Here is a 19,754-nt window from a genome sequence, read left to right as displayed (position 1 = left end):
GCGGACAGACCGAGGCCATGGGGCTTCGATCCGGGCTTGCTTCAAGCAAATCGGCAGATGTAGTTGCTCGGACTCATCTGGCAATGCTGCTCCACCACACCGGGTAGATCGAATAATCGGGGATTGCGGCGGAAGTCGAACAGCCGATAGAGGTGGAACTGGTTGGCGTTTTCCCGGGCAAACCCGACTTCGTTCTGACTGATGAAAAAAGGTGTTTCTTTGCCGAAAGCGGTGGTTTTGACTTCGATGAAACGCTCGCGGCCATCCTTTTCGAAGGAAAGTACGTCGAAACCGAGACCGTCGCCTCGACTTTGGGAAACATGTTCGACCTTGTCGGCTAGTCGGTCCTGGCCGGCAGCGCGCAAGCGCAGATGTTCAAAATTGACGACAAAGGTTTCACCCGCTTGTCCCAGTGAGATGTTGCGCGCTTCCCGCTCCAGATAGTCACGTTGCTGTGGCAGGCGATAAACAGCGGCCGGCTCTCTCGCTACCCAATGTAGTTCCGGCGGACTGACCAGGGTTTTCGCATAGTCTTGCAGTAAAGGTGTCGTCGCCGGAGAAGCGGTTGCCAGGATTGCGGCTTGATCGAGCGAGCTGTCGTTGCGCAAGCGCACCTCGACGATCTTCTTGAGCATGCCCTGATAGTTGCCCAACGGCTTGTAACCGTTGATGTAGGGCCAACCGTTTTCCAGAAGAACGGCGCTTATGTTCTGGTGTTTGCGCTCGATTGAACCTTCCGACCTGTCGTTCAGCTTTCCCGATAATTGCTTCCGGTGAGCCGACTTGTTGTAGCTTTGCCCTGACAACTCCATGAGTAGCATGTGCAGATAGTCGGCGACCGTAGCTTCAACTTCGGTTTGGCTCCATTCCATGGTTTTCGGGAACATGTAGGTTAAAAATCGTTTTTGGAGTATGCCTCAAACTGATTACCGTCGCGGGTGAGGAGTTGCATCAGCTTAGGGTGAGTAAACAGTTTTTCCCTACCAACTTGCATCTCTTGCAGTACGCCAATACTGACCAGTTCCTTGAGGTAGCTTGAGGCGGCCTGGCGCTGGGCGATTTTCTTGTCGACCAGATTGGCAATGCGGCAGTAGGGCTGCTCGAAGATGACGTCGACCAGTTCGCTGCTGTAGATCTTGGGGGTTTTTCCCCGGATGTAATTGGCGGTGTGCTCGGCCAGGCCGCGGATGGCGGCGATCTTGGCGGTGGTCCATTGGGCGGTTTCTTCAACGGCTTGCAGCATGAAGAGTATCCACGGTTCCCAGGCACCATGGCGCGTGACATTGAGCAGCAGGCGGTAGTAATCCGCCTTGTGGGCAATGATGTGCCGGCTCAGGTAGAGGATGGGCAGGCCGAGCAGGTTTTGCTGGATCAGGTAGAGGATGTTGATGACACGACCGGCGCGGCCATTGCCATCGGTGAAGGGGTGGATGGCCTCGAGTTGATAATGGGCAACGGCCATGCGTACCAGCGGGTCGATGTCTTCCTCGTAGTGCAGGAATTTTTCCCAATTAGAGAGCAGGTCGCGCAGCAGGGTTTCGCCTTCCGGCGGGGTGTAGATGGTTTCGCCTGTGCGGTCGTTGGCCAGACGGGTGCCGGGCGTGCGCCGGATGTCCATGGCGACGCCCTTGGTCGTGCGGCAAACCTCGATGGCCGTAGCGGTACAGAGCGGACGCTCGGCAAGCGAACGGAAGCCACGATAGAGCGCGGTGCGGTAGCGCAGGGTTTCCTTGGTTGCAGGGTCGGCCTGGCTATCACTTTGGGCAAACTGAAAGAGCTTGTCGGTGCTGGTAACGATGTTTTCGATTTCCGAACTGTCCTTGGCCTCGAGCAGGGGAAGGGTGTTGATCAGCATGTCCTGGTTGGGAATCAGCTCGGCAGCCTGCTTGAGTTCGGCAAGGGCTGCCCGCGCGGTAATGCAGCGTTTGAGCACCGCCCGGGTTTCGATCTCCTGGCCGGGTGGAAGGAGGGGAAGGGCGTTGTAGGGCTGTTCCGGGTGCCACTCAGGGGGGCTCATGGTGTCGAAATCGATTTGTGGCGACAGGTTCGGAGGATATGTCGTTGCTGGCGACAGGTCAATAAAACGTGTCGATATTTTTGTAAAATTTCGACACGTTTTGTCTTGTGTCGTTACTGGTGATATGTTGGCTAAATGTGTCGATAAAGTCAGGTTTTGTCGACACGTTGCTAGGGTTGTTTTGTTTTTTGGCAGGTGAATTGCCGTTACTGCCATGTCAGCTCAGCGCGGTGCATCATCGTCGTGCTCGGCTTTTTGATCAATGGGCGCCATCTCGCTTTGGGGAAAATGGCGTTTTGTGTGTACCACGTTGAGTACGATGATGACGTCTTCACGCATTTGTACAAATACCACGTACGGCAGCTTGTTCACTATCAGTTCACGGGCGCCTGGAATACGGTCGCTTTCCCGGATCCGTTCGGGGAAGGGAGGGAGCGATTCGATTTCGTTGATGATGCGGCGTTCCACGGCGGCTGCGGCGCGGGGACTTGCTTCCAGGTAGTAGAAGACGACGATTTCTTCCAGGTCAGCGAGGGCCTCTTCGGTCCAGCGTATCCGCATCGCTACGAGGTCTTATGGAGACGGGCTTCGAGCCGGCCTTTCAGGACTGACATCGCATCGGTGTGCTCGTGCAGTTTTGTCTCGCTTGAAGCAACTCGCTCCATCGTCTTGTTCACTTTGCCGAAGAGCCACTCGTCGTATCCAGACTCCTTGTCGATGAAGAAATCGGAGAAAAAAGTGTCAGCTGCGTCCTCGATGGAGATCATGATGCCGACCGGACGGTCGTTTTTGGTCACGACTACCGGCTCGCGACGGGCCGAATCAAGGAATTCGCCGAAATGGTTCTTGGCATCGCGCGCAGTCATGACTTTCATTTCATGCCTTTCCGAACAAGGAGTGGTGTGTCCATTGTAGCTATAGTGGACATTGGTGCAAAGCGGGCTTGTGATAATCGGAGCGCACGTTTTACGGATGTTCCGGGTGTCGGTCAGGTTGTGACAAGGCTTTGGGCAATTCCTAGACCCAATGTCTGCCGGATGGTTTCTGCCGTTGGTGGTTTTTCTACCCGCCAACGGATCAGCCTGACACCAGCTTCCATGAGACTTTTGTCTTTCTTTTGATCTCTGGACTGGGCTTCCTCATTTTCGTGTGAGGGATCATCGAGTTCGATGGCCGAAATGACTTCCATGGTTGAGCGCAGGCAAACAAGGTAATCCACTCGCTGCTGACCAATCCTGTTTTGCCATCGATAGGAGTTCTTGTGAAAACGCGCTCCCGCTTTCTGTCGATCGATTCGGATAAATGCGGCCAAGGGAACCTGGGGAAATATTTCGCATTCTGGTAATGCTGCGCGAAGCTGCTCGAAAAAATCCAACTCGTAGCGAGACATCACGGGGGCTTGTTTGTACGGTAGATTTTCTTCCTCTGGTGCAGAAAATTGATTGTCTGGTGCTGAGTTTCGCAGCGGTTCAAGGTACGGTGCTGGCAGAGATTTTGGCCCGAGCTTCGAGGGCTTTGTTTTTTGGTGTGAGCCTTTACCTATCAAAGCAAGCAAAATCAAAAAGCCTGCCAGCATAATTATTGAAGTGTTCGAAAATATCGAGAAAATAATCTGAAGGAGATTCGGCTTTTCTGGAGGAGCGGGTGGTTTGGCTTTTTGCGGCCTTGCTTCTTTGGTTGTTACTGCCTGACGTGGCAGTAACTCTTTTTTGACTGGGTTGCTGAGTTGCGGCTCTTTGACCCTGGGGGGTAATGCAGGAAATGCTTCAATGCGCGATTCGGGTGCACTTTTTTGGATAGTTGCTGATTTTTCTGCGGTAGCACAGGGCAGATCGGTAATCGTTACTTTGCCGTTAGTTACGCAACGGTTCAGCTCGCTCGCATTGGCTAATCCAAAGGTGCATAGATAAAGCGCTAAAGCTATCGGGTGGTATCGGGAAGGCACAACAACTCACATGTTGATGATGACCTTGGTATTTTATACAGCGAAACCCGCTGCTGGGTGATTCAATAAATGCAGAGCCTCGGGATCGGTGACAACCAGATAATCGCTGGTCAGGATGCGAAGGCGAACGGGGTTTTCCGGGGGGGGGCCGCACAGGGCTTCCTTGGTGGCTGGGTCGGCTTGGCTGCCGCTTTATCGACACGTTACCTTGCTTTACCGGCTAGTTGTTCCTGCACGGCGATACGCAGCTTGTCCGCCAGCTTTGGAATAGCAGTCACCAATGCCATCACTCAAGTTCCCGATCCTCAGCGTGCAGTAGCGCCCAAACCCACCGCCACAAACAAGCGTTCTCCCCCACGTGAAATCAGTAGTGCCACCGGGCCTTTGACGTTTCTTGTGGTGTTGCGCAACTGATCGATCGATGTCACGGGTTTGCCGTTGACTGATAAAAGCACATCGCCTGCCAGTATGCCGGCAGCTTGCGCCGGATCGCTCACTGCCTCGACCAGCATGCCGCCGTTGCTGCCAATGGCCAGACGTTCCATGGCCTGCAAGGGTCTTAACTGCAATCCGAGCTTGGGCAGGGTTTGTCCCTCCGTGCTTGGGCTTGCCTGGGGCGCCGGCATTTTTCCCGCTTCGCCCAAGATGACCGGCAGGCGTTTTCCTTGTCCATCGCGCCATATGTTGAAGATCAGGTGCTGGCCGGGTTGCGCCATGGTGACCTGGGTCTGGATATCGCCGGCTGAAGTAACCGGTTTGTCATCGATCCCCACGATGACATCGCCGGGTTGTAGCCCGGCCTTGGCGCCGGGGCTGCCGGGTTGGATGTCGAGCAGGATGGCGCCGACCGGGGAGGGGAGGCGGAAAGCCTCGGCCAAGGCTTGATTGACTTCCTGAACACTGACGCCAAGCATGCCGTGCGAGGCATGGCCGGTGGTGACGATTTGCTGCTGGATTTTCAGCGCCAAATCGATGGGAATGGCGAAGCTCAATCCCTGAAAGCCACCTGTCCGGCTGTAAATCTGCGAGTTGATCCCGACCACTTCGCCCCGTGCATTGAACAACGGACCGCCAGAGTTGCCCGGATTGACCGCTGCGTCGGTCTGGATGAACGGAACACCGCTGCCATCCGGCAGTGAGCGCCCTTTGGCGCTGACCACGCCGGCACTGACGCTGTTTTCGAAGCCATAGGGGGCGCCGATGGCGAGCACCCATTCGCCGACTTGCAGCGCATCCGGGTTGCCGATAGTGATGGTTGGCAGGTTGTGGGCATCGATCTTGAGTACCGCGATATCCGTTTTTTTGTCGCTTCCAATCACGCGGGCGTGAAACTCTCGGCGGTCGGTCAGTTTGACGAACACATCGCTGGCATTGGCAATCACGTGGGCGTTGGTCAGGATAAGCCCGTCCGGACTGACGATAAAGCCAGAACCCTGGCCGCGCACCGGCACCTGCATGCTGGCCCCGGTCCCGCCAAATTGCTGCTGGAAGCGGCGCAGAAATTCCTGCATCGTGTCGCCGTCACGGTCATCGCTGCCTGCCGGGTTGCCCGTTTCCGGGCCGACAGAGACTTGGCGTATGCCGCGAATGCTGATGTTGACGACGGTCGGACCATAACGCCGGGTGATCTTCGAAAAATCGGGTACGCCAACGACTGTCTCTGCCGCACCGACGTTCTCGGCGGCAGCAACAGCCCGCGAGACAGGAAAAGCGACCGGCAAAGTCATCAGTACAGCAACGAGCAGGGCAGGCAGGCCGTTGCCCAAGGTGTGGCGGGTGAAGCCGGGGTGATCTTTGGTCATGCTGGCGTGTTCCTTTGCGACGAAATTGATGCAGTTTTAGCTGGCCCCGATTATCGCTCCTGAGCCGCTGTTTTACGCGCAATGCCCTTATTCATCGGGCGTTCAGATGCGCTTCGTTATATTTCCAGCCCTGACTTGTTCAAAGAAAACTCATGCTTACCCGCTTAAAAAAAATTGCACTCCTGCTCCCGCTCGGCGGGATGCTGGGACTGGCCAGTGCTGCACAACCCTTGCTGCTGCAGGATTCCCAGGTGCTGGCACTGGGCATCGAAACCATACAGCTCGGTGCGGCTCGTGAACAGGTGACGCAACGCTTGCCGGCACGTGTCAGCGTACCGCTCAAGCAATTGCGTCTGGTCGCGGCCCCGGCCGAGGGGATGATCGAAATGCTCGCGGTTTATCCCGGCGATACTGTCAAGCAAGGGCAGGTGATTGCTCATTTGCGCAGTACGAAAGTGCTGGAATTGCAGGCAGCCGAAATGGCCGCATCCAGCCAGTCCTCACTGGAGCAGGAAAATCTGCAGCGCGACGAGTTGCTGTTTGCCGAGGGGCTGATTCCGGAATCCCGACTCAAAGCCACGCGCAATACGGCGCGCCAGGCCCAGACAATGGCCAGCGAACGTCGGCTTGGTTTGTCGATGGCCGGCATCACACCGGGGAAAATGGGCTCGGTTTTGTCGTTGACCGCACCCATTGATGGCACGGTGCTGGAACAGACGGCGCAACTGGGGCAACGGGTGGAAGCGGCAGCTGCGATTTACCGCATCGGCAAACTTTCGCCACTCTGGCTTGATATTCAGGTGCCGCTCGATATGGCGGCAAACCTGCAGGTCGGCGACAAAGTGAACATCGTTGAACCGGCACTGGCCGGGCGTTTGATCGCCATTGGCCGGTCGGTGGACCCCGGTAGTCAGAGCGTACTGCTGCGCGCCCAAGTCACTGAGGGTGCCGACCGCCTGACGCCCGGGCAAGTGATTGAAGTCGATCTGGCGGGCGGACAAAGTGCAGGCCAGCGCGCTGGTCAAGGCGCCGGCAGCAAATTGCCCGCCGCTGCGCTGGTCCGGGTGGGCAAGGATAACGTGGTCTTTGTTCAAACCACGGGCAGCGACAAGAAGCAGCATTTCACGCCGCGCCCGGTACAAGTTCTTGCTCAGGGTGGGCAAAATATTGCGGTCAACGGCCTGCAAGCCGGAGAAATGGTGGTCGTCAAAGGCGCTTCCAGTCTCAAGGGACTGCTCCAGTCGCAGGTTGCTGAATAATGTTGAGCGCACTGACGCGTTTTTCGCTGACCCAGCGTCTGCTCATCCTGGTGTTGACGCTCATGCTGAGCATTGCTGGCGTCTGGGCCTTTCTCGGCTTGCCGATCGATGCCTTTCCCGATGTCTCGAGCACGCAGGTCAAAATCATCCTGAAAGCCCCCGGCATGACGCCGGAAGAGGTCGAAACCCGTCTGGCCGTGCCGGTCGAGCAGGAGTTGCTCGGTATTCCGCACCAAAGACTGCTGCGCTCGACCTCCAAATATTCGCTGACTGACATCACCATCGACTTTGCCGACGGGACGGATATTTATTGGGCGCGCCAGCAAGTGGGCGAGCGGCTGGCGGCGGCGATGGAGAAGCTGCCGCCGGGCGTCGTCGGGGGCATGGCGCCGATCACGACGCCGCTGGGCGAAATGTTCATGTTCACCATCGAAGGCGATTTGTCGCTGGAAGAAAAGCGGGCCTTGCTCGATTGGGTGATCCGTCCGCAATTGCGCACGGTGCCGGGGGTGGCTGAGGTTAACAGTCTGGGTGGTCTGGTGCGCAGTTTCGAGGTGGTGCCCAATCCGCAATTGCTGGCCATTCGTGGCTTGACGCTGGAAAACCTGCAGGCCGTTCTGGAAAACAATAACCGGAACGATGGGGCCGGGCGCCTGAGCGACGGTGAAGAGTCCCTGCTGGTGCGCGCGGAAGGCGCCATTAGCTCGCTGGACGATATCCGGGCGATTGTCGTGGCGAATAGCGGCGAGCGGGTGGTGCGCGTTGGCGATGTGGCCGAGGTGCGCATGGGGGCATTGACGCGCTATGGCGCGGTGACCCGCAACGGCGAAGGCGAAGCGGTCCAGGGCCTGGTTCTGGGTTTGCGCGGGGCGAATGCGCAGGCCGTCATCGACGGGGTCAAGGCGCGACTGGCGGAGCTGACCAGCAGTTTGCCGGCGGGCGTGACGATTGTTCCCTTTTATGATCGCAGCAGTCTGGTCGAGCGGGCAGTCGGCACGGTGGCCAAGGCTTTGTTCGAGGCCATCGTCCTGGTGCTTTTGCTGCTGCTTGCTTTCCTGGGTAATTTCCGCGCTGCCCTGGTGGTTGCCTTGATGTTGCCGCTCTCGGCGCTGGCGACCTTCATCCTGATGCGCTTGTTCGGCTTTTCCGCCAACCTGATGAGTCTGGGCGGTCTGGCGATTGCCATCGGCATGCTGGTCGATGCCGCGGTGGTGGTCGTGGAAAACGTCGAGACGCAACTGGCCGAAGGGCAAAAGGACATTCCGTCGCTGCACCTGATTTTTCGGGCGGTCCGCGAAGTGGCGATGCCGGTTTCGTCCGGCATCCTGATCATCATCATCGTCTTCCTGCCCTTGATGACCTTGCAGGGGCTGGAGGGCAAGATGTTCGCGCCGGTCGCCATGACCATCATCTTCGCCTTGTCGGCCTCCTTGCTGTTGTCGCTGACGGTGGTTCCCGTGCTGGCTTCCTACCTGATCCGGCGCGGCGTGCATCACGAGCCCTGGTTGGTCAGGAAACTCAATGCGCTGTACGCCAAAGTGCTCGATTCCGCACTGGCCAATACACGCGCTTACCTGATTGGCGCGGTCGTCGCCTTGCTTGCCGCCAGTGGTGCTTTCCTGCTGCTCGGTAAAAGCTTCATGCCGACAATGGATGAGGGCGACATGATCATGCAGTTGGAAAAACTGCCATCGATCGGTCTGGAACAGACCATCGCGCTCGACATGAAAGTGCAGCAGGCGGTGCTGGCCAAGGTGCCGGAGATCAAGGCCATCATCGCCCGTGCCGGGGCTGACGAACTGGGCCTGGACCCGATGGGCCTGAACCAGACGGACTCCTTCATGGTGCTCGCGCCGCGTGACAGTTGGCGCAATCCCGATCCGGCCTGGCTGGCGGATCAATTGCGGGCGGTCATGGCAGAGTTTCCCGGCGTCGGCTTTTCCTTCACCCAGCCGATTGAAATGCGCGTCTCCGAGATGTTGACCGGGGTGCGCGGCGATCTGGCGATCAAGGTTTTCGGCCCGGATCTGGCGACGTTGAATCGTCTTGCGGTCGACATCGAAAATACCGTGAAAAAGATCCCCGGTGCGGAAGATACCTTCACGGTACGCAACGACGGTGTGCAGTACCTGCAAATCAAGGTGGATCGTCTGGCGGCCGGGCGTTTCGGGCTGAACGTCAATGACGTGCAAAATCAGTTGAAGGCGCTGATCGAAGGGCGTGAAGTGGGCACGGTCATCGAAGCCGGCCGGCGCAGCCCGGTGATTTTGCGCGGCGACGAGCGCTTGCGGGCTTCGCCGGCTGATTTCAGCAACCTGCGCCTGACCTTGGCCGATGGGCGCAGCGTGCCGCTCGGCGAGGTGGCCAGCCTGGCCCGAATCGACGGCCCGGTGAAGGTTGACCGTGAAAATGCCCAACGTTACGTCGTGGTCCAGTCGAATGTCCGGGACCGCGATCTGGTGGGCTTTGTCGAAGATGCCAAACGCTCGGTGGCGCAACAGGTCAAGTTGCCAGCCGGTTATCAACTGGTCTGGGGCGGCCAGTTTGAAAACCAGCAGCGTGCGGCGCAACGTTTGTCCATCGTCGTGCCGATTGCCCTGGCGCTGATTTTCTTCCTGCTGTTTTCCACTTTCGGTTCGGTCAGACAGGCTTTGCTGGTCTTGTCCAATGTGCCATTTGCCATGATCGGCGGCATTTTCGCTTTGCTGGCCAGCGGTGAATACCTGTCGGTGCCGGCCTCGGTCGGCTTCATTGCACTACTCGGCATTGCGGTACTCAACGGGGTCGTGATGGTGACCTACTTCAACCAGTTGCTGGCGCGCGGCATGGCGATTGGCGAGGTGGTGGTTGAAGGGGCCAAGCGGCGCCTGCGGCCGGTCATGATGACGGCGAGCATTGCCGCGTTCGGTCTGTTGCCCATGCTGTTCGCCAGCGGTCCCGGCTCCGAAGTGCAGCGCCCCCTGGCCATCGTGGTGATTGGCGGTCTGCTGACCTCAACGGCACTGACGCTGGTCCTGCTGCCGATTCTCTTCCGGCGCTTCGGTGTCGAACCCAGTGTTTTGTTTAGTGAGAAAAACGATGTCTGATGTGTTGCTTACGCTGATCCTGCCGCAGGATATTGCCGAAGAGGTGGAAGACACCTTGTTGTCGCGCCCCGATCTGGTGGTGGGTTTTACCTCGCATACGGCGTATGGCCACGGTTCCAGCATCAAACTGGTGGCCGCCAGCGAGATGGTCGCCGGTCATGTGCCGCGCACCGTGATCAATTCGGTCGGCCCGGAAGCGAAGATGCGCGAAGTGCTGGCCTTGATCAAACAGACCCTGCCACTGGCCAATCTCTATTACTGGCTGGTGCCGGTCAGCGAAGTGGGGCGTCTATGAAAATACGATTGCTTGTCTTGTTGCTTGGGCTGACGTTCAACGCAGCAGCCGAACAAAAGGCCGAACAAAATCCCGGCGCGCTACCGCCGGAAGCCTCGGTCATCGATACCCTGCACAATCACCCGCGCATCCGGGAAGCCGACAGTTTCATCGTCGGCGAAACGGCGCAACGTGCGGCGCTGGTTGCCGGCTCTCACGAATGGACCGTTCGCCTTGGCGGTCAGCAGCGACGGACGGACGATCCCGGACAGCCTGGCCAGCGTTATCAGGAATGGAATGTGGCGCTTGAACGTCCGCTGCGCTTGTACGGCAAAGCCGAACTGGACGAAGCCATGGGGAACGCCGGCGTGTCGCAGGCCGAACTTGCCGCACGCGCAGTCCGTCATGAAACCAGTCGAAATCTGCTGAGCGCGTGGTTCAACTGGCTGCGGGAGAATGTCGCCGCGGAGCAATGGCGCGAGCAGGTTGCGCTGGTCGGCCGACAGGCTGCGGCATTGAAACGCCGGCATCAATTGGGCGACGCGTCGCGGATCGAACAGACCCTGGCAGATGCGGCATTGGCTCAGGCTGAGGCGCAATACACCCAGGCCAGGGTGCGACAACAAATGGCGGAAGCCGGCTTGCAGCGTCTTTACCCGGCGCTTCCCGTTACCCCCCCGTCCAGCCTGCCTGAACCGGTCGAACCCGGTGGCGACGAGGCCAAATGGCGTGAGCGGATCATCGAGAACAACCATGATCTTGGCTTGGTGCGTCTTGAACAGCAGCGTTCGTCAATCAGCGCCAGGCGTGCCGAGCGTGAGCGTTATCCCGATCCATCGGTCGGCATCCAGTATTCCCGCGAGCGTTCCGGTGCCGAACATGTTGCAGGGCTGTTTGTCAGCATCCCGCTGGCCGGCGAAAAACGTCGGCGCGATGCCGATACCGCCCAAGCGCAAGCGCGGATGGCTGAATATCGGGCGCAGGATGTCCGGCAGAAAATTGAAGCCGAGGCTGCTGGCTATTTTCACAGCGCGCTGGGTGCCTATCGTAGTTGGTTGTCAGCCAATACCGCCGCTACGCAACTCGAACAGGTTGCGCGCATGACCCAGCGCGCTTACGCGTTGGGTGAGGGCAGTCTCGACGATTTCCTGACCCGACAGCGTCTGGCCAACGAAGCCCGGCTTGGCGAATTGCAGGGGCGCCTCGACGCCATTGAGCGTTATCACCGCTTGCAGCTGGAAGCCCGTCAGTTGTGGGATTTTGGCGGCGCTGGCGGCTAGGCATGTAGCGGATATTGACCTGCAGGATGAAATCCTGCGGCCAGCCGCTACATTTTGCTGCGGTCGACGTCCCTCAGACAGCAATATCCAAGGAGTCAGGGTGCGGCCCATGGCCTGGGGGCAATGCTTATCCCCATTTCCTGTGGATAAGTCTGGGTACAGTCACTGCGTACTGTGCTTAGTGCCTTGTTGCTGAAGCGCTTTATCTGTGCTGCCCATAAAATGAGCGCTGCTTTCGGGAAAAAGATTCAATAGGGTGCCCCAGATAGCGGACCAGGTTTCTGCTGCGCTGGCTTTGCGACCAGCAGGGCGCCGAGGATTTTGTCCAGGCGGGAAAAAGCCGCTATTGCGCAGGCTGCGAACAATCAGGATTTTTGCCATGAACTTTCCCGGGAATTCGATTTCGGGAATTTTCGGTGGCGCATCGCTTCGCCGGAATGATGCATTTCTTATGAGTGTATGCCGTCCTGTTCGTAGCGGGGGCAAGAGTCAAACTGCGGCACGGTGGAGGATGATCGACAATTCCGGAAAATAGCCCAGGCGACTAATTTCGATGCGATGCTGGATTTCCAGCGATTCGGCAACTTCCCGGGCGGCCGGGGATTGCTGAAGAAGCACGACAAAATGTTGTAGCGGGTTGAGTACGGAGAAAATTTCTTTCAATGCCCTGCCGCAGGCAAGGTAGCAGGCTGGGTCGAGTCGAACGTTCCTGTTGCCTTGGTCGCAGGCATCCAGATAAATGGCAGCTCTGATCGCCGTGACGGCCAGGTATTCAATTTTTTCCGGGCTGAGGAGCGACATGATGAGCCTCCAGTTGGCGGGTTAGCGCAAAATCGCGTTGCTTATCTTAAATAACGTCATCCCGGATTCAAGCTTGAGATACGCACCAAAGATAAAACCCCGGTAGCGTGATTGAAGCTGAGTCACTGTTGTACGAAGGCTGTTTTTGCGACGAAAACGTAGTGTTTTTTGACTGCCGCCAACCAGACGGTCACGACGTGGACGATCCTGAGTGGGCAGGGTGTTTGCCCCGGTAAAAACTGTGAGGGTTTTATTCATCGGGTCAGAGGTGTTGAGTCGCTTGACTAAGTTTGTTTGGGATTTTTATAGTATTTGGAATTTTGATCTGCTCGGGGTACATTGTCTCAAGCCTATTGTCAGCCAATAAACATGAGACTCTCCTGCATCTTCCCGCAAACGGTGCCCCACTGATGCATCCTGAACGTCAGCGCCTGATACGTTCGTTATTCGACGAATATATCGAAATGTATGCGTCACGAGATGAGCGCCTGACCACCCGCTTTAGCCGGAATTTCAGCGGTTATGCGGGGAGCAGCGACCAGCTTGTGACGGACAGGGACGAGTGGATCAGGATCACCCTGCTGGATTTCTCCCAGGTGCCGCAACGTATCGGGATCGAAATGCTCGATATCGCGCTACAGGATCTGGCGGACGATGTCGTTGCGGTGACCGCTTTCTTCCATATTCACCTGCCGTTTCCGGAAGCCGTTCTGGCGCAGGAAACGGCCAGGCTGGTCCTGGTTTTTCGGCGTGAAGCTGACGCCTGGATGATCGCGCACAGTGGTATCTCGATTCCATTTGGCCTTGCAGGTCATGGCGAGGTCTATCCGATGCGTCGTCTGGAGGAACGCAATCGGGAGCTGGAGGCGCTGGTTGAAGCGCGGACGCAGGCCTTGAAAGAGGCCAACGATGCGCTGGATGCCCACCGTGCCCATCTGGAAGAGGACGTTCGGCTGCGCACCGCCGATCTCATCGTTGCCAAGGAGGCGGCGGAGGTGGCGAATCGAGCCAAGAGCACTTTCCTGGCGACGGTCAGTAATGAACTGCGCACGCCGATGAACGCCATCATGGGGATGAACTCGCTGGCCCGGACTCGGGCCACGGACCCGGAGGTGATCAAGCGCCTGACAGTGGTCGATCAGGCATCGCAACATCTGCTCAGCATCATCGACCGGATACTCGATATCTCGAATCTGGAAGCCGAACGGCTGACGCTGGACTGTCATGATTTTCGGCTGGGTTGTGTGCTCGATAGTCTGATCGACATGCTGAAAACCCGGGTTGCCGGGAAGGGGCTGCAACTGCATATCGAGGTGGTGCCGGAAGCCTGGGAGCTGTCTTTGCTAGGTGACTCCCTGCGTCTGGCGCAAATACTGCAAAGCCTGGTCGACAATGCCGTTAAATTCACCGAGCAAGGCATGATCGCGTTGCGGCTTCGCCTGAATGAGCGTGTTCCTGGCTGCGTTCAGTTACGCTTTGAAATCCAGGATAGCGGTATTGGCATCGCCAGCAAGGATATCAAGCGTCTGTTCTCGCTTTTTGAACAAGGCGACGGTTCATCGACCCGCAAATACAGCGGCACGGGTCTCGGACTGGTCATCAGCAAGCGTCTGGCCCAGTTGATGGGGGGCGACATCCATGTTGTGAGTGAGCCCGGCGTGGGGAGCACCTTCTCTCTGACCGTTCAGTTGAAGCGCACAGCCTGCCAGCCAGCATGAAGTTTTCCCGCATCTTCCTGAATCGTTTGCAGAACCAGCCCGGCGCGGAAGATACGGTCGTCGTCATCGATGTGCTGCGCTCGTTTACCACCGCGGCCGTGGCGCTGGCCAAAGGGGCTGCGGCGATTTATCCGGTAGAAAACATCACCCAGGCCATCACGCTGGCCGGTCAAGTTGCCAATCCGGTTTCGGTCGGTGCCATCGGGGGCGGCGATCCGGTCCCGGAATTCGATTTCGGCAATTCGCCTTCACAACTGCTGCAGGCCGATCTGGCCGGCAAAACCGTGGTGATGAGTACGGCAGCCGGCGTGCGCGGCCTGCAACGCTTTCGCCAGGCACGGCAACTTTACGCCGCCAGCCTCGTTTGCGCCCGCGCCACGGCCGAGGCAATCCGCGCCGCCGGCGCCGAGAAAGTCTGTTTCGTCATCACCGGAGAATGGGTTGATCGTGACGGCGATGAAGACATCGCCTGCGCCGACTACCTCGAATCCTTGTTACGCGACGAACCGGTCGACGTCGCGCAATTTGCCCAACGCGTGCGCAATTCGGATTTCGGTCGGCGTTTTACCGCAGGCACCTGGCCCAATCTGCCGCAGGCCGATCTGGAACTCTGCATGCAGGCGGATATCTACCCGTTTGCCATGCCGGTCAAACGCGCCGGCGAGCATTTGATCATTTCCTGAATTTAGGGCGGGTATGGGATTCGGAAATGATTGTGCGGTAAGGGTATGAGATGTTTTGCGATGTTTTCTTGACGATCGTCTACGACGCCTGAATTCGTAAGCCATAGACGCGTTTCGGAAATTTGTAGTACACATTTTTACGTATACTACAAATGCCAATGGGTTTTGTAGTATACTTTTCTTCGTGTACTACAAACTTCGGAACTGCCATGGAATTGCAAACAGCCCTGACCCAGACGCTTTACGCGCAACTCCTGGAAGAAGCCTTGAGTTACGAGGTCTTGATATTCGAGGATGGCGTCGTCGGCAGCCCTTATGTGAATATTTCCCATGAAAAGCGCTACCTCTACTGGCAGGTGAAGCTGCCGGATGGCACGTTCCGGCGCAAGGCGCTTGGGCTGGAAACCGAGGAAACCAAAGTGCTGGTCGAACGCCTGGTCGAGCGTAAGCGCGACATTCAAAGCGCCATTGAATCTCTGAAAACAACGACGCGCTCCTTTGTGTCCAGTGGCGGCATGTCCGTAGAACTGGCGCACTTCCGGGTAATGGAGTGGCTGGCCAGAGCAGGGTTGTTTTCCAAGGCCATCGTGGTTGTTGGCTCCCATGCGTTCGGTGCCTTGGGCAATGCGCTGGGCGTGCGCTGGGGTAGTTCCCTCAAAACGACGGACATGGATTTTGCCAGACCCCATGGAATCGCGCTGGCTACCCCGGTCAGCGATGTCACGCTGAATGTCGAGAATGTTGTTAAAGCCGGCGATGATTCCTTCTTCGCCGTGCCATCGCTCAACATCAAGTTCCCGGCGACTTCGCTCATGAGTCGCAAATCGAAGGTCAAGATCGACTTCTTGACGACGATCCGGCGCAAGGGCGACATGTCGCCCATCATGTTCCCTGATCTTGGGTTTGCAGCCGAACCCTTGCGTTACATGGACTACCTGCTGGGAGGCCCGATTGTGCGCGGCCTGCTGATTGGTCAGTACGCAATCCCGGCAAACTTCCCTGACCCGGCACGCTTTGCGATCCATAAGCTGATCGTTGCGCAGGAACGGGCGGCGGGTTTTCAGACCAAGGTGCAGAAAGACGTGACTCAGGCGATGGCGCTTGTCGAAGCGCTGGTCGAGATTGGGCGGGATTACGAGTTACAGGAAGCGCTCGCCGCCCTGCCTGAGTACGGTTACGGCAAGGTGGCCGAGAAAATCCGGAAGTCCCTCACGCTTACCGATAGCCCGGCGAAGTGTGCCGTTGAGGTGTGTCTGGCAAAACTAACAGACTGAACGGGCCGGTATCTGAAGCGTTACCAGCCGTTGATTCACGTCGATTTTCGGAGGCTTCTATGGCCGTTGATTCCCGCTCCCTGAATCTCATATCAAATCGTGCGCTTATGCTGCTTCGTTCAATCTGAGCTAATTCCAGTCCTCAACTTGGCCCACAGGTGATGCGTGCCGGCCAGCAGCAGGCCGGTCAGCGTGCCAACCACGATATCGCCCAGGAAACCCAGGGTCCAATGGGGATATTCGACATGGACGGTGTGGGTCAGGATGCCGCCCGCCACGGCCAGCATGGCGACCATGCCGACCGGGCCAAGCACCTTGAGTACTACCGGCGCCCCATTGGCCAGCTTGATGCCGAAGGCTTTCTTGAAACCGCTTCCCGTGCGGGCCAGCGCCAGCCCCATGTCGTCGAGGCGGATAATCAGGCCAATCAGGCCGTAGACCCCAATAGTCATCAATATGCCCACGGCAAACAGCACGCCGATCTTGTATTCAATCGGCGCCTCGCCGGTGGCGGCCAGCGAGATGACCAGCATTTCGAAACTGAGCACCATGTCGGTACGAATCGCCCCCTTGACCTTTTCATCTTCAGTCAGCGGCACTTCTTCGACCGTGTTTTCGGCGGGTGGATGCAATTTTTCCAGCAGCGCCTCGCCGCCTTCGTAAGCCAGGTAGAAGGCACCGAGTACCAGGGCGACCGTGATTGCCATCGGCAGGTAATGGCCGACGACGAGGAGCAGGGCGCCCAGCCAAAGTTTGTTCAGCGCACTGCCTTTGGTAATCCGCCACAGGGCGGGCAGTTCCCGGTTGGGCGACACGCCGGCCACTTGTCCGGCACCGACGGCCAGATCGTCCCCGGCGACGCCGGCTGTCTTGACGGCAGCCTTGCCGGTCAGCACGGCAATGTCGTCAGCCGCCGCAGCCATCTTGGCGCTCTGGCTGGCCAGATCGTCGGCCGCTGCAGAGGCCAGTTTGAGAACATCGCGCAGAACGGCGAAAAAAGCGGGTGTTGCCATGAAAACTCCTGGGGTTACGTAGAGGCCAATCAGCTCAACGCGTCGTTGATTGTCGGAAGTTCAAAACGATCCAGAAGATGCTCCCCGAGCCTTCTTTGCCCGTTTGGTCCAACGCCGTGCGCGCGTTTCAGCGCGACATGCCTGTTTTGGTCAAGAACAGATTTTTACCCGAGGCGGTAAAAATATCTACATGTTGTGACTTAATAAAATGGTATGGCCGGTTCAAGCAACGGATTTTTCTGCGGCCAGGGTCGTCGCGTGCAAATGATAAAGGGCCGCCAGCAGGTCGGTCTGCCCCAGCATTCCGGCCAGCTTTCCTCGGCTATCGACCACCGGTACGGCCGAGTGATGATTCCGGCCGGATAGCAGGTAGGCAACCCGGCTGATCGGATCGTCGATTTTCGCGACGATGACGGGCGGCGACATGATTTGGCCGACGACTTCCGGCTTGTTGCTGTGCTGGCTTGCGTCGTAGCGCAGCAGGCGGCGAATGTTGTCGGCAATCGGGTGCTTGCTGTCCGGATTCACGTGGTGCAGAAAATCGTCGGCGCTGATCATGCCGAGCACGAATTGCCCGCGGTCGACGACGGGCAGGGCTTTGAGGTGATGCTGGCGCAGCAGCGTCCAGGCATCGTTCAGCGAGGTGCCGAAACTCACCGAGATCACCGAGCGGGTCATGATTTCCCCGCACAGCCTTTTCTCGTGGCGTTCGCAGGCGTGATTCAGGGCATGCTCGTACACTTGGATCAAATCGTCCTCGGTGATGTCGAGAAAACCGTCGATCCGGCCCAGCGCGTACTGCAGGTCATCGTGATTGATGCCCGGGCGTTGTTGCTGCTGTTCGGGGCGATTGCCCGGTGTTTCCGGAAAGCATTGCGGCCAGCGGCGCCCGGGAATCGCTGCGTTGACGGCGAGGGCGGCAAGAAGGACGGCCAATATGTTGATCAGAATCGTGTCGACCGCAGTATTTACACTGCCGAAGCCGCTGGCGAACAGTACGGCCATCGCGCCGCCCGGCGGGTGAATGCAGCGCAGGCTGGCCATCAGCCAGACGGATGCGGCCAGGGCCAGCGCAACGGCCAGCCAGGCCGGCTGAATCCAGACGTGACACAGCATGCCGATCAGGGCGGATAGCGCCAGGCCGCCGGCGCTGGGCCAGGGTTGGCCGAGCGGGCTGTGCGGCAGGGCAAACAGGATCACCGAGCTGGCCCCCAGCGGTGCCAGCAATTGCCGGCTGGCGCTGTCTCCCGGCATCACGGTGAGGATCGCTTCGATCAGCAAGATGCCGGCAAAGGCGGCAATCGTGCTGCGCCAGCGCTCGGCGCGCGACAAGGGGGCGGCGTCGGCAAGCAGGTAACGTTCGGCAAACGTCCGCAGTTTTTCGATCATGGTAAATCCGCAATGTTCTTTTTTACATCATGCACTTCTGTGTCCGGGGGCTTGGGCCAGCATGCGTTCCATGCCCGCCATGACTGTCAGATTGGCTTGTTCCATCCGGCTCAGCGCATCCAGCGCACCGTTCAGGTCGCCGTCGCGGTAGCGCTGTACCGCCTGTCGGGCCTGATCGTGGACTGCCTTGTGCGGCGCTTCCATTTCCCGATAGCCGGGCAGGCGGGAGAAGTCCACCCGGCCTTCGCCTTCGTAATACCAGCGACCGAGCCGGCATTCGGTTTCGTCTGGCAACTCCTCGGCCTTGAGCGCCGACAAGCCGAGCAGGACTTTGTATACCTCCAGTTTCAGCATCAATTCCTCGATGTTGGCCAGTTCGGCATTGGCCAGGCGGGACGACGAGGCGATGCTTTCCTGCATGTGTTGCGACAGGTCGAGCAGGTGCTGCATGCTGTGCATGGCGGCTTCGCTTTCGGCACTTTGGCTGGCTGCATTGCCGGCGCCGATATCCATGATCGTCTTGGCTTGCGCGGTTCCCCGCTGGATGCCGGCCACCAGCCCGCCGATTTCCGTCGTCGCCTTGGTGGTTCGTTCAGCCAGTTTGCCGACCTCATCGGCGACGACAGCGAAACCGCGGCCGGCTTCGCCAGCGCGGGCTGCCTCGATGGCCGCATTGAGCGCCAACAGATTGGTCTGATCGGCGATTTCCTTGATCAGCAGCACGATGCCGCCAATTTCGCCGGCCCGTCGCGACAGGTCTTCGACACTTTCCCCTGCGGCGCTGATGCGTTCGAACATGCCGCTCAGATTGCCGGCTATCTTCTCGAAGGACGAACGGTTGGCATCCGATTCCCGGGCAGCGGTCAGGGCAATGGCCGATTCGTCATTCAACTGACCGGATAGCCCGGAAAAGGACAGGCGGATTCCCGCCAGCGATTCACCGAAGCGGGGGATGTTGTTGATCACGCCCTCAAGCATGGACTGGCGGGCCAACAGTTCCTGCTGGCGGGTTTCCGCGTGCTCGAGGCGGCCTTGCGTTGCCGCCAAAGCCGCCTGAGTGCTCGCCAGTTGCGCTTGCAAGCTGCTGTTTTCTGCCTGAGCGGCGGTCAGCGCTTTTCGGGTGTTGCTGCCGAACATGGGATTGCCCTGTCTGTGATAGTAAATTGTTGAGTAATTTACTATGGTATTCCATGGCGCTCCCTTAACCCGCATC

At 58.3% G+C, this 19,754-nt stretch carries 19 protein-coding genes; 7 read left to right on the top strand and 12 right to left on the bottom strand.

All coding sequences use genetic code 11. From position 1 onward, the window contains the following. Positions 1–41: 41 nt before the first annotated feature. The 6 genes from RCI20_RS17145 to RCI20_RS17120 form a co-directional block, all read right to left on the bottom strand. The gene (locus RCI20_RS17145) at positions 42–872 is read right to left on the bottom strand and encodes a DUF3883 domain-containing protein (RefSeq protein ID WP_306607718.1); all 831 of its coding nucleotides are present in this window, start codon (positions 870–872) and stop codon (positions 42–44) included. Between the two features lie 20 nt (positions 873–892). Beyond that, a complete protein-coding gene (gene fic / locus RCI20_RS17140) occupies positions 893–2,017 on the bottom strand; it encodes a protein adenylyltransferase Fic (protein ID WP_306607716.1) in 1,125 nt (374 codons plus the stop codon). A 222-nt stretch (positions 2,018–2,239) separates the two neighbouring features. Next, on the bottom strand, positions 2,240–2,578 hold the full coding sequence (locus RCI20_RS17135) for a type II toxin-antitoxin system RelE/ParE family toxin (protein ID WP_306607715.1): 339 nt from the start codon (positions 2,576–2,578) through the stop codon (positions 2,240–2,242). A 2-nt stretch (positions 2,579–2,580) separates the two neighbouring features. Beyond that, complete coding sequence (locus RCI20_RS17130; RefSeq protein WP_306607713.1) at positions 2,581–2,892, bottom strand: type II toxin-antitoxin system Phd/YefM family antitoxin; 312 nt, start codon at positions 2,890–2,892, stop codon at positions 2,581–2,583. A 113-nt stretch (positions 2,893–3,005) separates the two neighbouring features. Beyond that, a complete protein-coding gene (locus RCI20_RS17125) occupies positions 3,006–3,962 on the bottom strand; it encodes a DUF2726 domain-containing protein (protein WP_306607710.1) in 957 nt (318 codons plus the stop codon). Between the two features lie 305 nt (positions 3,963–4,267). Further along, complete coding sequence (locus RCI20_RS17120; protein ID WP_306607708.1) at positions 4,268–5,764, bottom strand: Do family serine endopeptidase; 1,497 nt, start codon at positions 5,762–5,764, stop codon at positions 4,268–4,270. A gap of 152 nt (positions 5,765–5,916) precedes the next feature. Between RCI20_RS17120 and RCI20_RS17115 the strand changes: the two genes are divergently transcribed. The 4 genes from RCI20_RS17115 to RCI20_RS17100 are packed head-to-tail and all read left to right on the top strand — an operon-like array spanning position 5,917 to position 11,663. Beyond that, a complete protein-coding gene (locus tag RCI20_RS17115) occupies positions 5,917–7,023 on the top strand; it encodes an efflux RND transporter periplasmic adaptor subunit (protein ID WP_306607706.1) in 1,107 nt (368 codons plus the stop codon). Continuing rightward, positions 7,023–10,109: an efflux RND transporter permease subunit gene (locus RCI20_RS17110; RefSeq protein ID WP_306607703.1), complete on the top strand. Its 3,087-nt coding sequence runs from the start codon at positions 7,023–7,025 to the stop codon at positions 10,107–10,109. Before RCI20_RS17115 ends, RCI20_RS17110 begins: the two co-directional genes overlap by 1 nt. Then, on the top strand, positions 10,102–10,404 hold the full coding sequence (locus RCI20_RS17105) for a DUF3240 family protein (protein WP_306607701.1): 303 nt from the start codon (positions 10,102–10,104) through the stop codon (positions 10,402–10,404). The genes RCI20_RS17110 and RCI20_RS17105 overlap by 8 nt, the downstream gene beginning before the upstream one ends. Then, positions 10,401–11,663 (top strand): TolC family protein, encoded by a 1,263-nt coding sequence (locus RCI20_RS17100; protein WP_306607699.1) that lies wholly within the window; start codon positions 10,401–10,403, stop codon positions 11,661–11,663. The genes RCI20_RS17105 and RCI20_RS17100 overlap by 4 nt, the downstream gene beginning before the upstream one ends. A 162-nt stretch (positions 11,664–11,825) precedes the next feature. On the opposite strand, the gene RCI20_RS17095 is transcribed toward RCI20_RS17100, so the two are convergent. The 3 genes from RCI20_RS17095 to RCI20_RS17085 all read right to left on the bottom strand — a co-directional run bounded on the left by RCI20_RS17095 (position 11,826) and on the right by RCI20_RS17085 (position 12,722). Continuing rightward, positions 11,826–12,044 (bottom strand): hypothetical protein, encoded by a 219-nt coding sequence (locus tag RCI20_RS17095; RefSeq protein WP_306607697.1) that lies wholly within the window; start codon positions 12,042–12,044, stop codon positions 11,826–11,828. A 108-nt stretch (positions 12,045–12,152) separates the two neighbouring features. Beyond that, a complete protein-coding gene (locus tag RCI20_RS17090) occupies positions 12,153–12,464 on the bottom strand; it encodes a hypothetical protein (protein WP_306607694.1) in 312 nt (103 codons plus the stop codon). Between the two features lie 21 nt (positions 12,465–12,485). Then, positions 12,486–12,722 carry a hypothetical protein gene (locus tag RCI20_RS17085; protein WP_306607692.1) on the bottom strand — a complete coding sequence of 79 codons (237 nt, stop codon included), beginning with the start codon at positions 12,720–12,722 and terminating at the stop codon, positions 12,486–12,488. A 152-nt stretch (positions 12,723–12,874) separates the two neighbouring features. Here RCI20_RS17085 and RCI20_RS17080 point away from each other — a divergent pair, with 152 nt between their 5' ends. The 3 genes from RCI20_RS17080 (at position 12,875) to RCI20_RS17070 (ending at position 16,139) form a co-directional block, all read left to right on the top strand. Beyond that, complete coding sequence (locus RCI20_RS17080; RefSeq protein WP_306607690.1) at positions 12,875–14,182, top strand: ATP-binding protein; 1,308 nt, start codon at positions 12,875–12,877, stop codon at positions 14,180–14,182. Further along, positions 14,179–14,865: a 2-phosphosulfolactate phosphatase gene (locus tag RCI20_RS17075; protein WP_306607688.1), complete on the top strand. Its 687-nt coding sequence runs from the start codon at positions 14,179–14,181 to the stop codon at positions 14,863–14,865. The genes RCI20_RS17080 and RCI20_RS17075 overlap by 4 nt, the downstream gene beginning before the upstream one ends. Positions 14,866–15,074: 209 nt before the next feature. Further along, complete coding sequence (locus RCI20_RS17070) at positions 15,075–16,139, top strand: GSU2403 family nucleotidyltransferase fold protein (RefSeq protein WP_306607686.1); 1,065 nt, start codon at positions 15,075–15,077, stop codon at positions 16,137–16,139. Between the two features lie 119 nt (positions 16,140–16,258). On the opposite strand, the gene RCI20_RS17065 is transcribed toward RCI20_RS17070, so the two are convergent. The 3 genes from RCI20_RS17065 to RCI20_RS17055 form a co-directional block, all read right to left on the bottom strand. Continuing rightward, positions 16,259–17,152: a DUF808 family protein gene (locus RCI20_RS17065; RefSeq protein WP_306607684.1), complete on the bottom strand. Its 894-nt coding sequence runs from the start codon at positions 17,150–17,152 to the stop codon at positions 16,259–16,261. A gap of 222 nt (positions 17,153–17,374) precedes the next feature. Continuing rightward, complete coding sequence (locus tag RCI20_RS17060; protein WP_306607682.1) at positions 17,375–18,541, bottom strand: CBS domain-containing protein; 1,167 nt, start codon at positions 18,539–18,541, stop codon at positions 17,375–17,377. A 27-nt stretch (positions 18,542–18,568) separates the two neighbouring features. Further along, a complete protein-coding gene (locus tag RCI20_RS17055) occupies positions 18,569–19,678 on the bottom strand; it encodes a methyl-accepting chemotaxis protein (protein ID WP_306607680.1) in 1,110 nt (369 codons plus the stop codon). Positions 19,679–19,754 lie beyond the last annotated feature (76 nt).

Source organism: Azonexus sp., from assembly GCF_030824335.1.
Lineage (GTDB): Bacteria > Pseudomonadota > Gammaproteobacteria > Burkholderiales > Rhodocyclaceae > Azonexus.
Note: the sequence above shows the minus strand (reverse complement) of the source record. Positions and strands in the feature narration are given on the sequence as shown.

Excerpts from the sequence above, each read along its gene's own strand:
- RCI20_RS17145 (WP_306607718.1), bottom strand. The coding sequence starts at position 872 with ATGGAATGGAGCCAAACCGAAGTTGAAGCTACGGTCGCCGACTATCTG.
- fic (WP_306607716.1), bottom strand. The coding sequence starts at position 2,017 with ATGAGCCCCCCTGAGTGGCACCCGGAACAGCCCTACAACGCCCTTCCC.
- RCI20_RS17135 (WP_306607715.1), bottom strand. The coding sequence starts at position 2,578 with ATGCGGATACGCTGGACCGAAGAGGCCCTCGCTGACCTGGAAGAAATC.
- RCI20_RS17130 (WP_306607713.1), bottom strand. The coding sequence starts at position 2,892 with ATGAAAGTCATGACTGCGCGCGATGCCAAGAACCATTTCGGCGAATTC.
- RCI20_RS17120 (WP_306607708.1), bottom strand. The coding sequence starts at position 5,764 with ATGACCAAAGATCACCCCGGCTTCACCCGCCACACCTTGGGCAACGGC.
- RCI20_RS17115 (WP_306607706.1), top strand. The coding sequence starts at position 5,917 with ATGCTTACCCGCTTAAAAAAAATTGCACTCCTGCTCCCGCTCGGCGGG.
- RCI20_RS17110 (WP_306607703.1), top strand. The coding sequence starts at position 7,023 with ATGTTGAGCGCACTGACGCGTTTTTCGCTGACCCAGCGTCTGCTCATC.
- RCI20_RS17105 (WP_306607701.1), top strand. The coding sequence starts at position 10,102 with ATGTCTGATGTGTTGCTTACGCTGATCCTGCCGCAGGATATTGCCGAA.
- RCI20_RS17100 (WP_306607699.1), top strand. The coding sequence starts at position 10,401 with ATGAAAATACGATTGCTTGTCTTGTTGCTTGGGCTGACGTTCAACGCA.
- RCI20_RS17095 (WP_306607697.1), bottom strand. The coding sequence starts at position 12,044 with ATGGCAAAAATCCTGATTGTTCGCAGCCTGCGCAATAGCGGCTTTTTC.
- RCI20_RS17090 (WP_306607694.1), bottom strand. The coding sequence starts at position 12,464 with ATGTCGCTCCTCAGCCCGGAAAAAATTGAATACCTGGCCGTCACGGCG.
- RCI20_RS17085 (WP_306607692.1), bottom strand. The coding sequence starts at position 12,722 with ATGAATAAAACCCTCACAGTTTTTACCGGGGCAAACACCCTGCCCACT.
- RCI20_RS17080 (WP_306607690.1), top strand. The coding sequence starts at position 12,875 with ATGCATCCTGAACGTCAGCGCCTGATACGTTCGTTATTCGACGAATAT.
- RCI20_RS17075 (WP_306607688.1), top strand. The coding sequence starts at position 14,179 with ATGAAGTTTTCCCGCATCTTCCTGAATCGTTTGCAGAACCAGCCCGGC.
- RCI20_RS17070 (WP_306607686.1), top strand. The coding sequence starts at position 15,075 with ATGGAATTGCAAACAGCCCTGACCCAGACGCTTTACGCGCAACTCCTG.
- RCI20_RS17065 (WP_306607684.1), bottom strand. The coding sequence starts at position 17,152 with ATGGCAACACCCGCTTTTTTCGCCGTTCTGCGCGATGTTCTCAAACTG.
- RCI20_RS17060 (WP_306607682.1), bottom strand. The coding sequence starts at position 18,541 with ATGATCGAAAAACTGCGGACGTTTGCCGAACGTTACCTGCTTGCCGAC.
- RCI20_RS17055 (WP_306607680.1), bottom strand. The coding sequence starts at position 19,678 with ATGTTCGGCAGCAACACCCGAAAAGCGCTGACCGCCGCTCAGGCAGAA.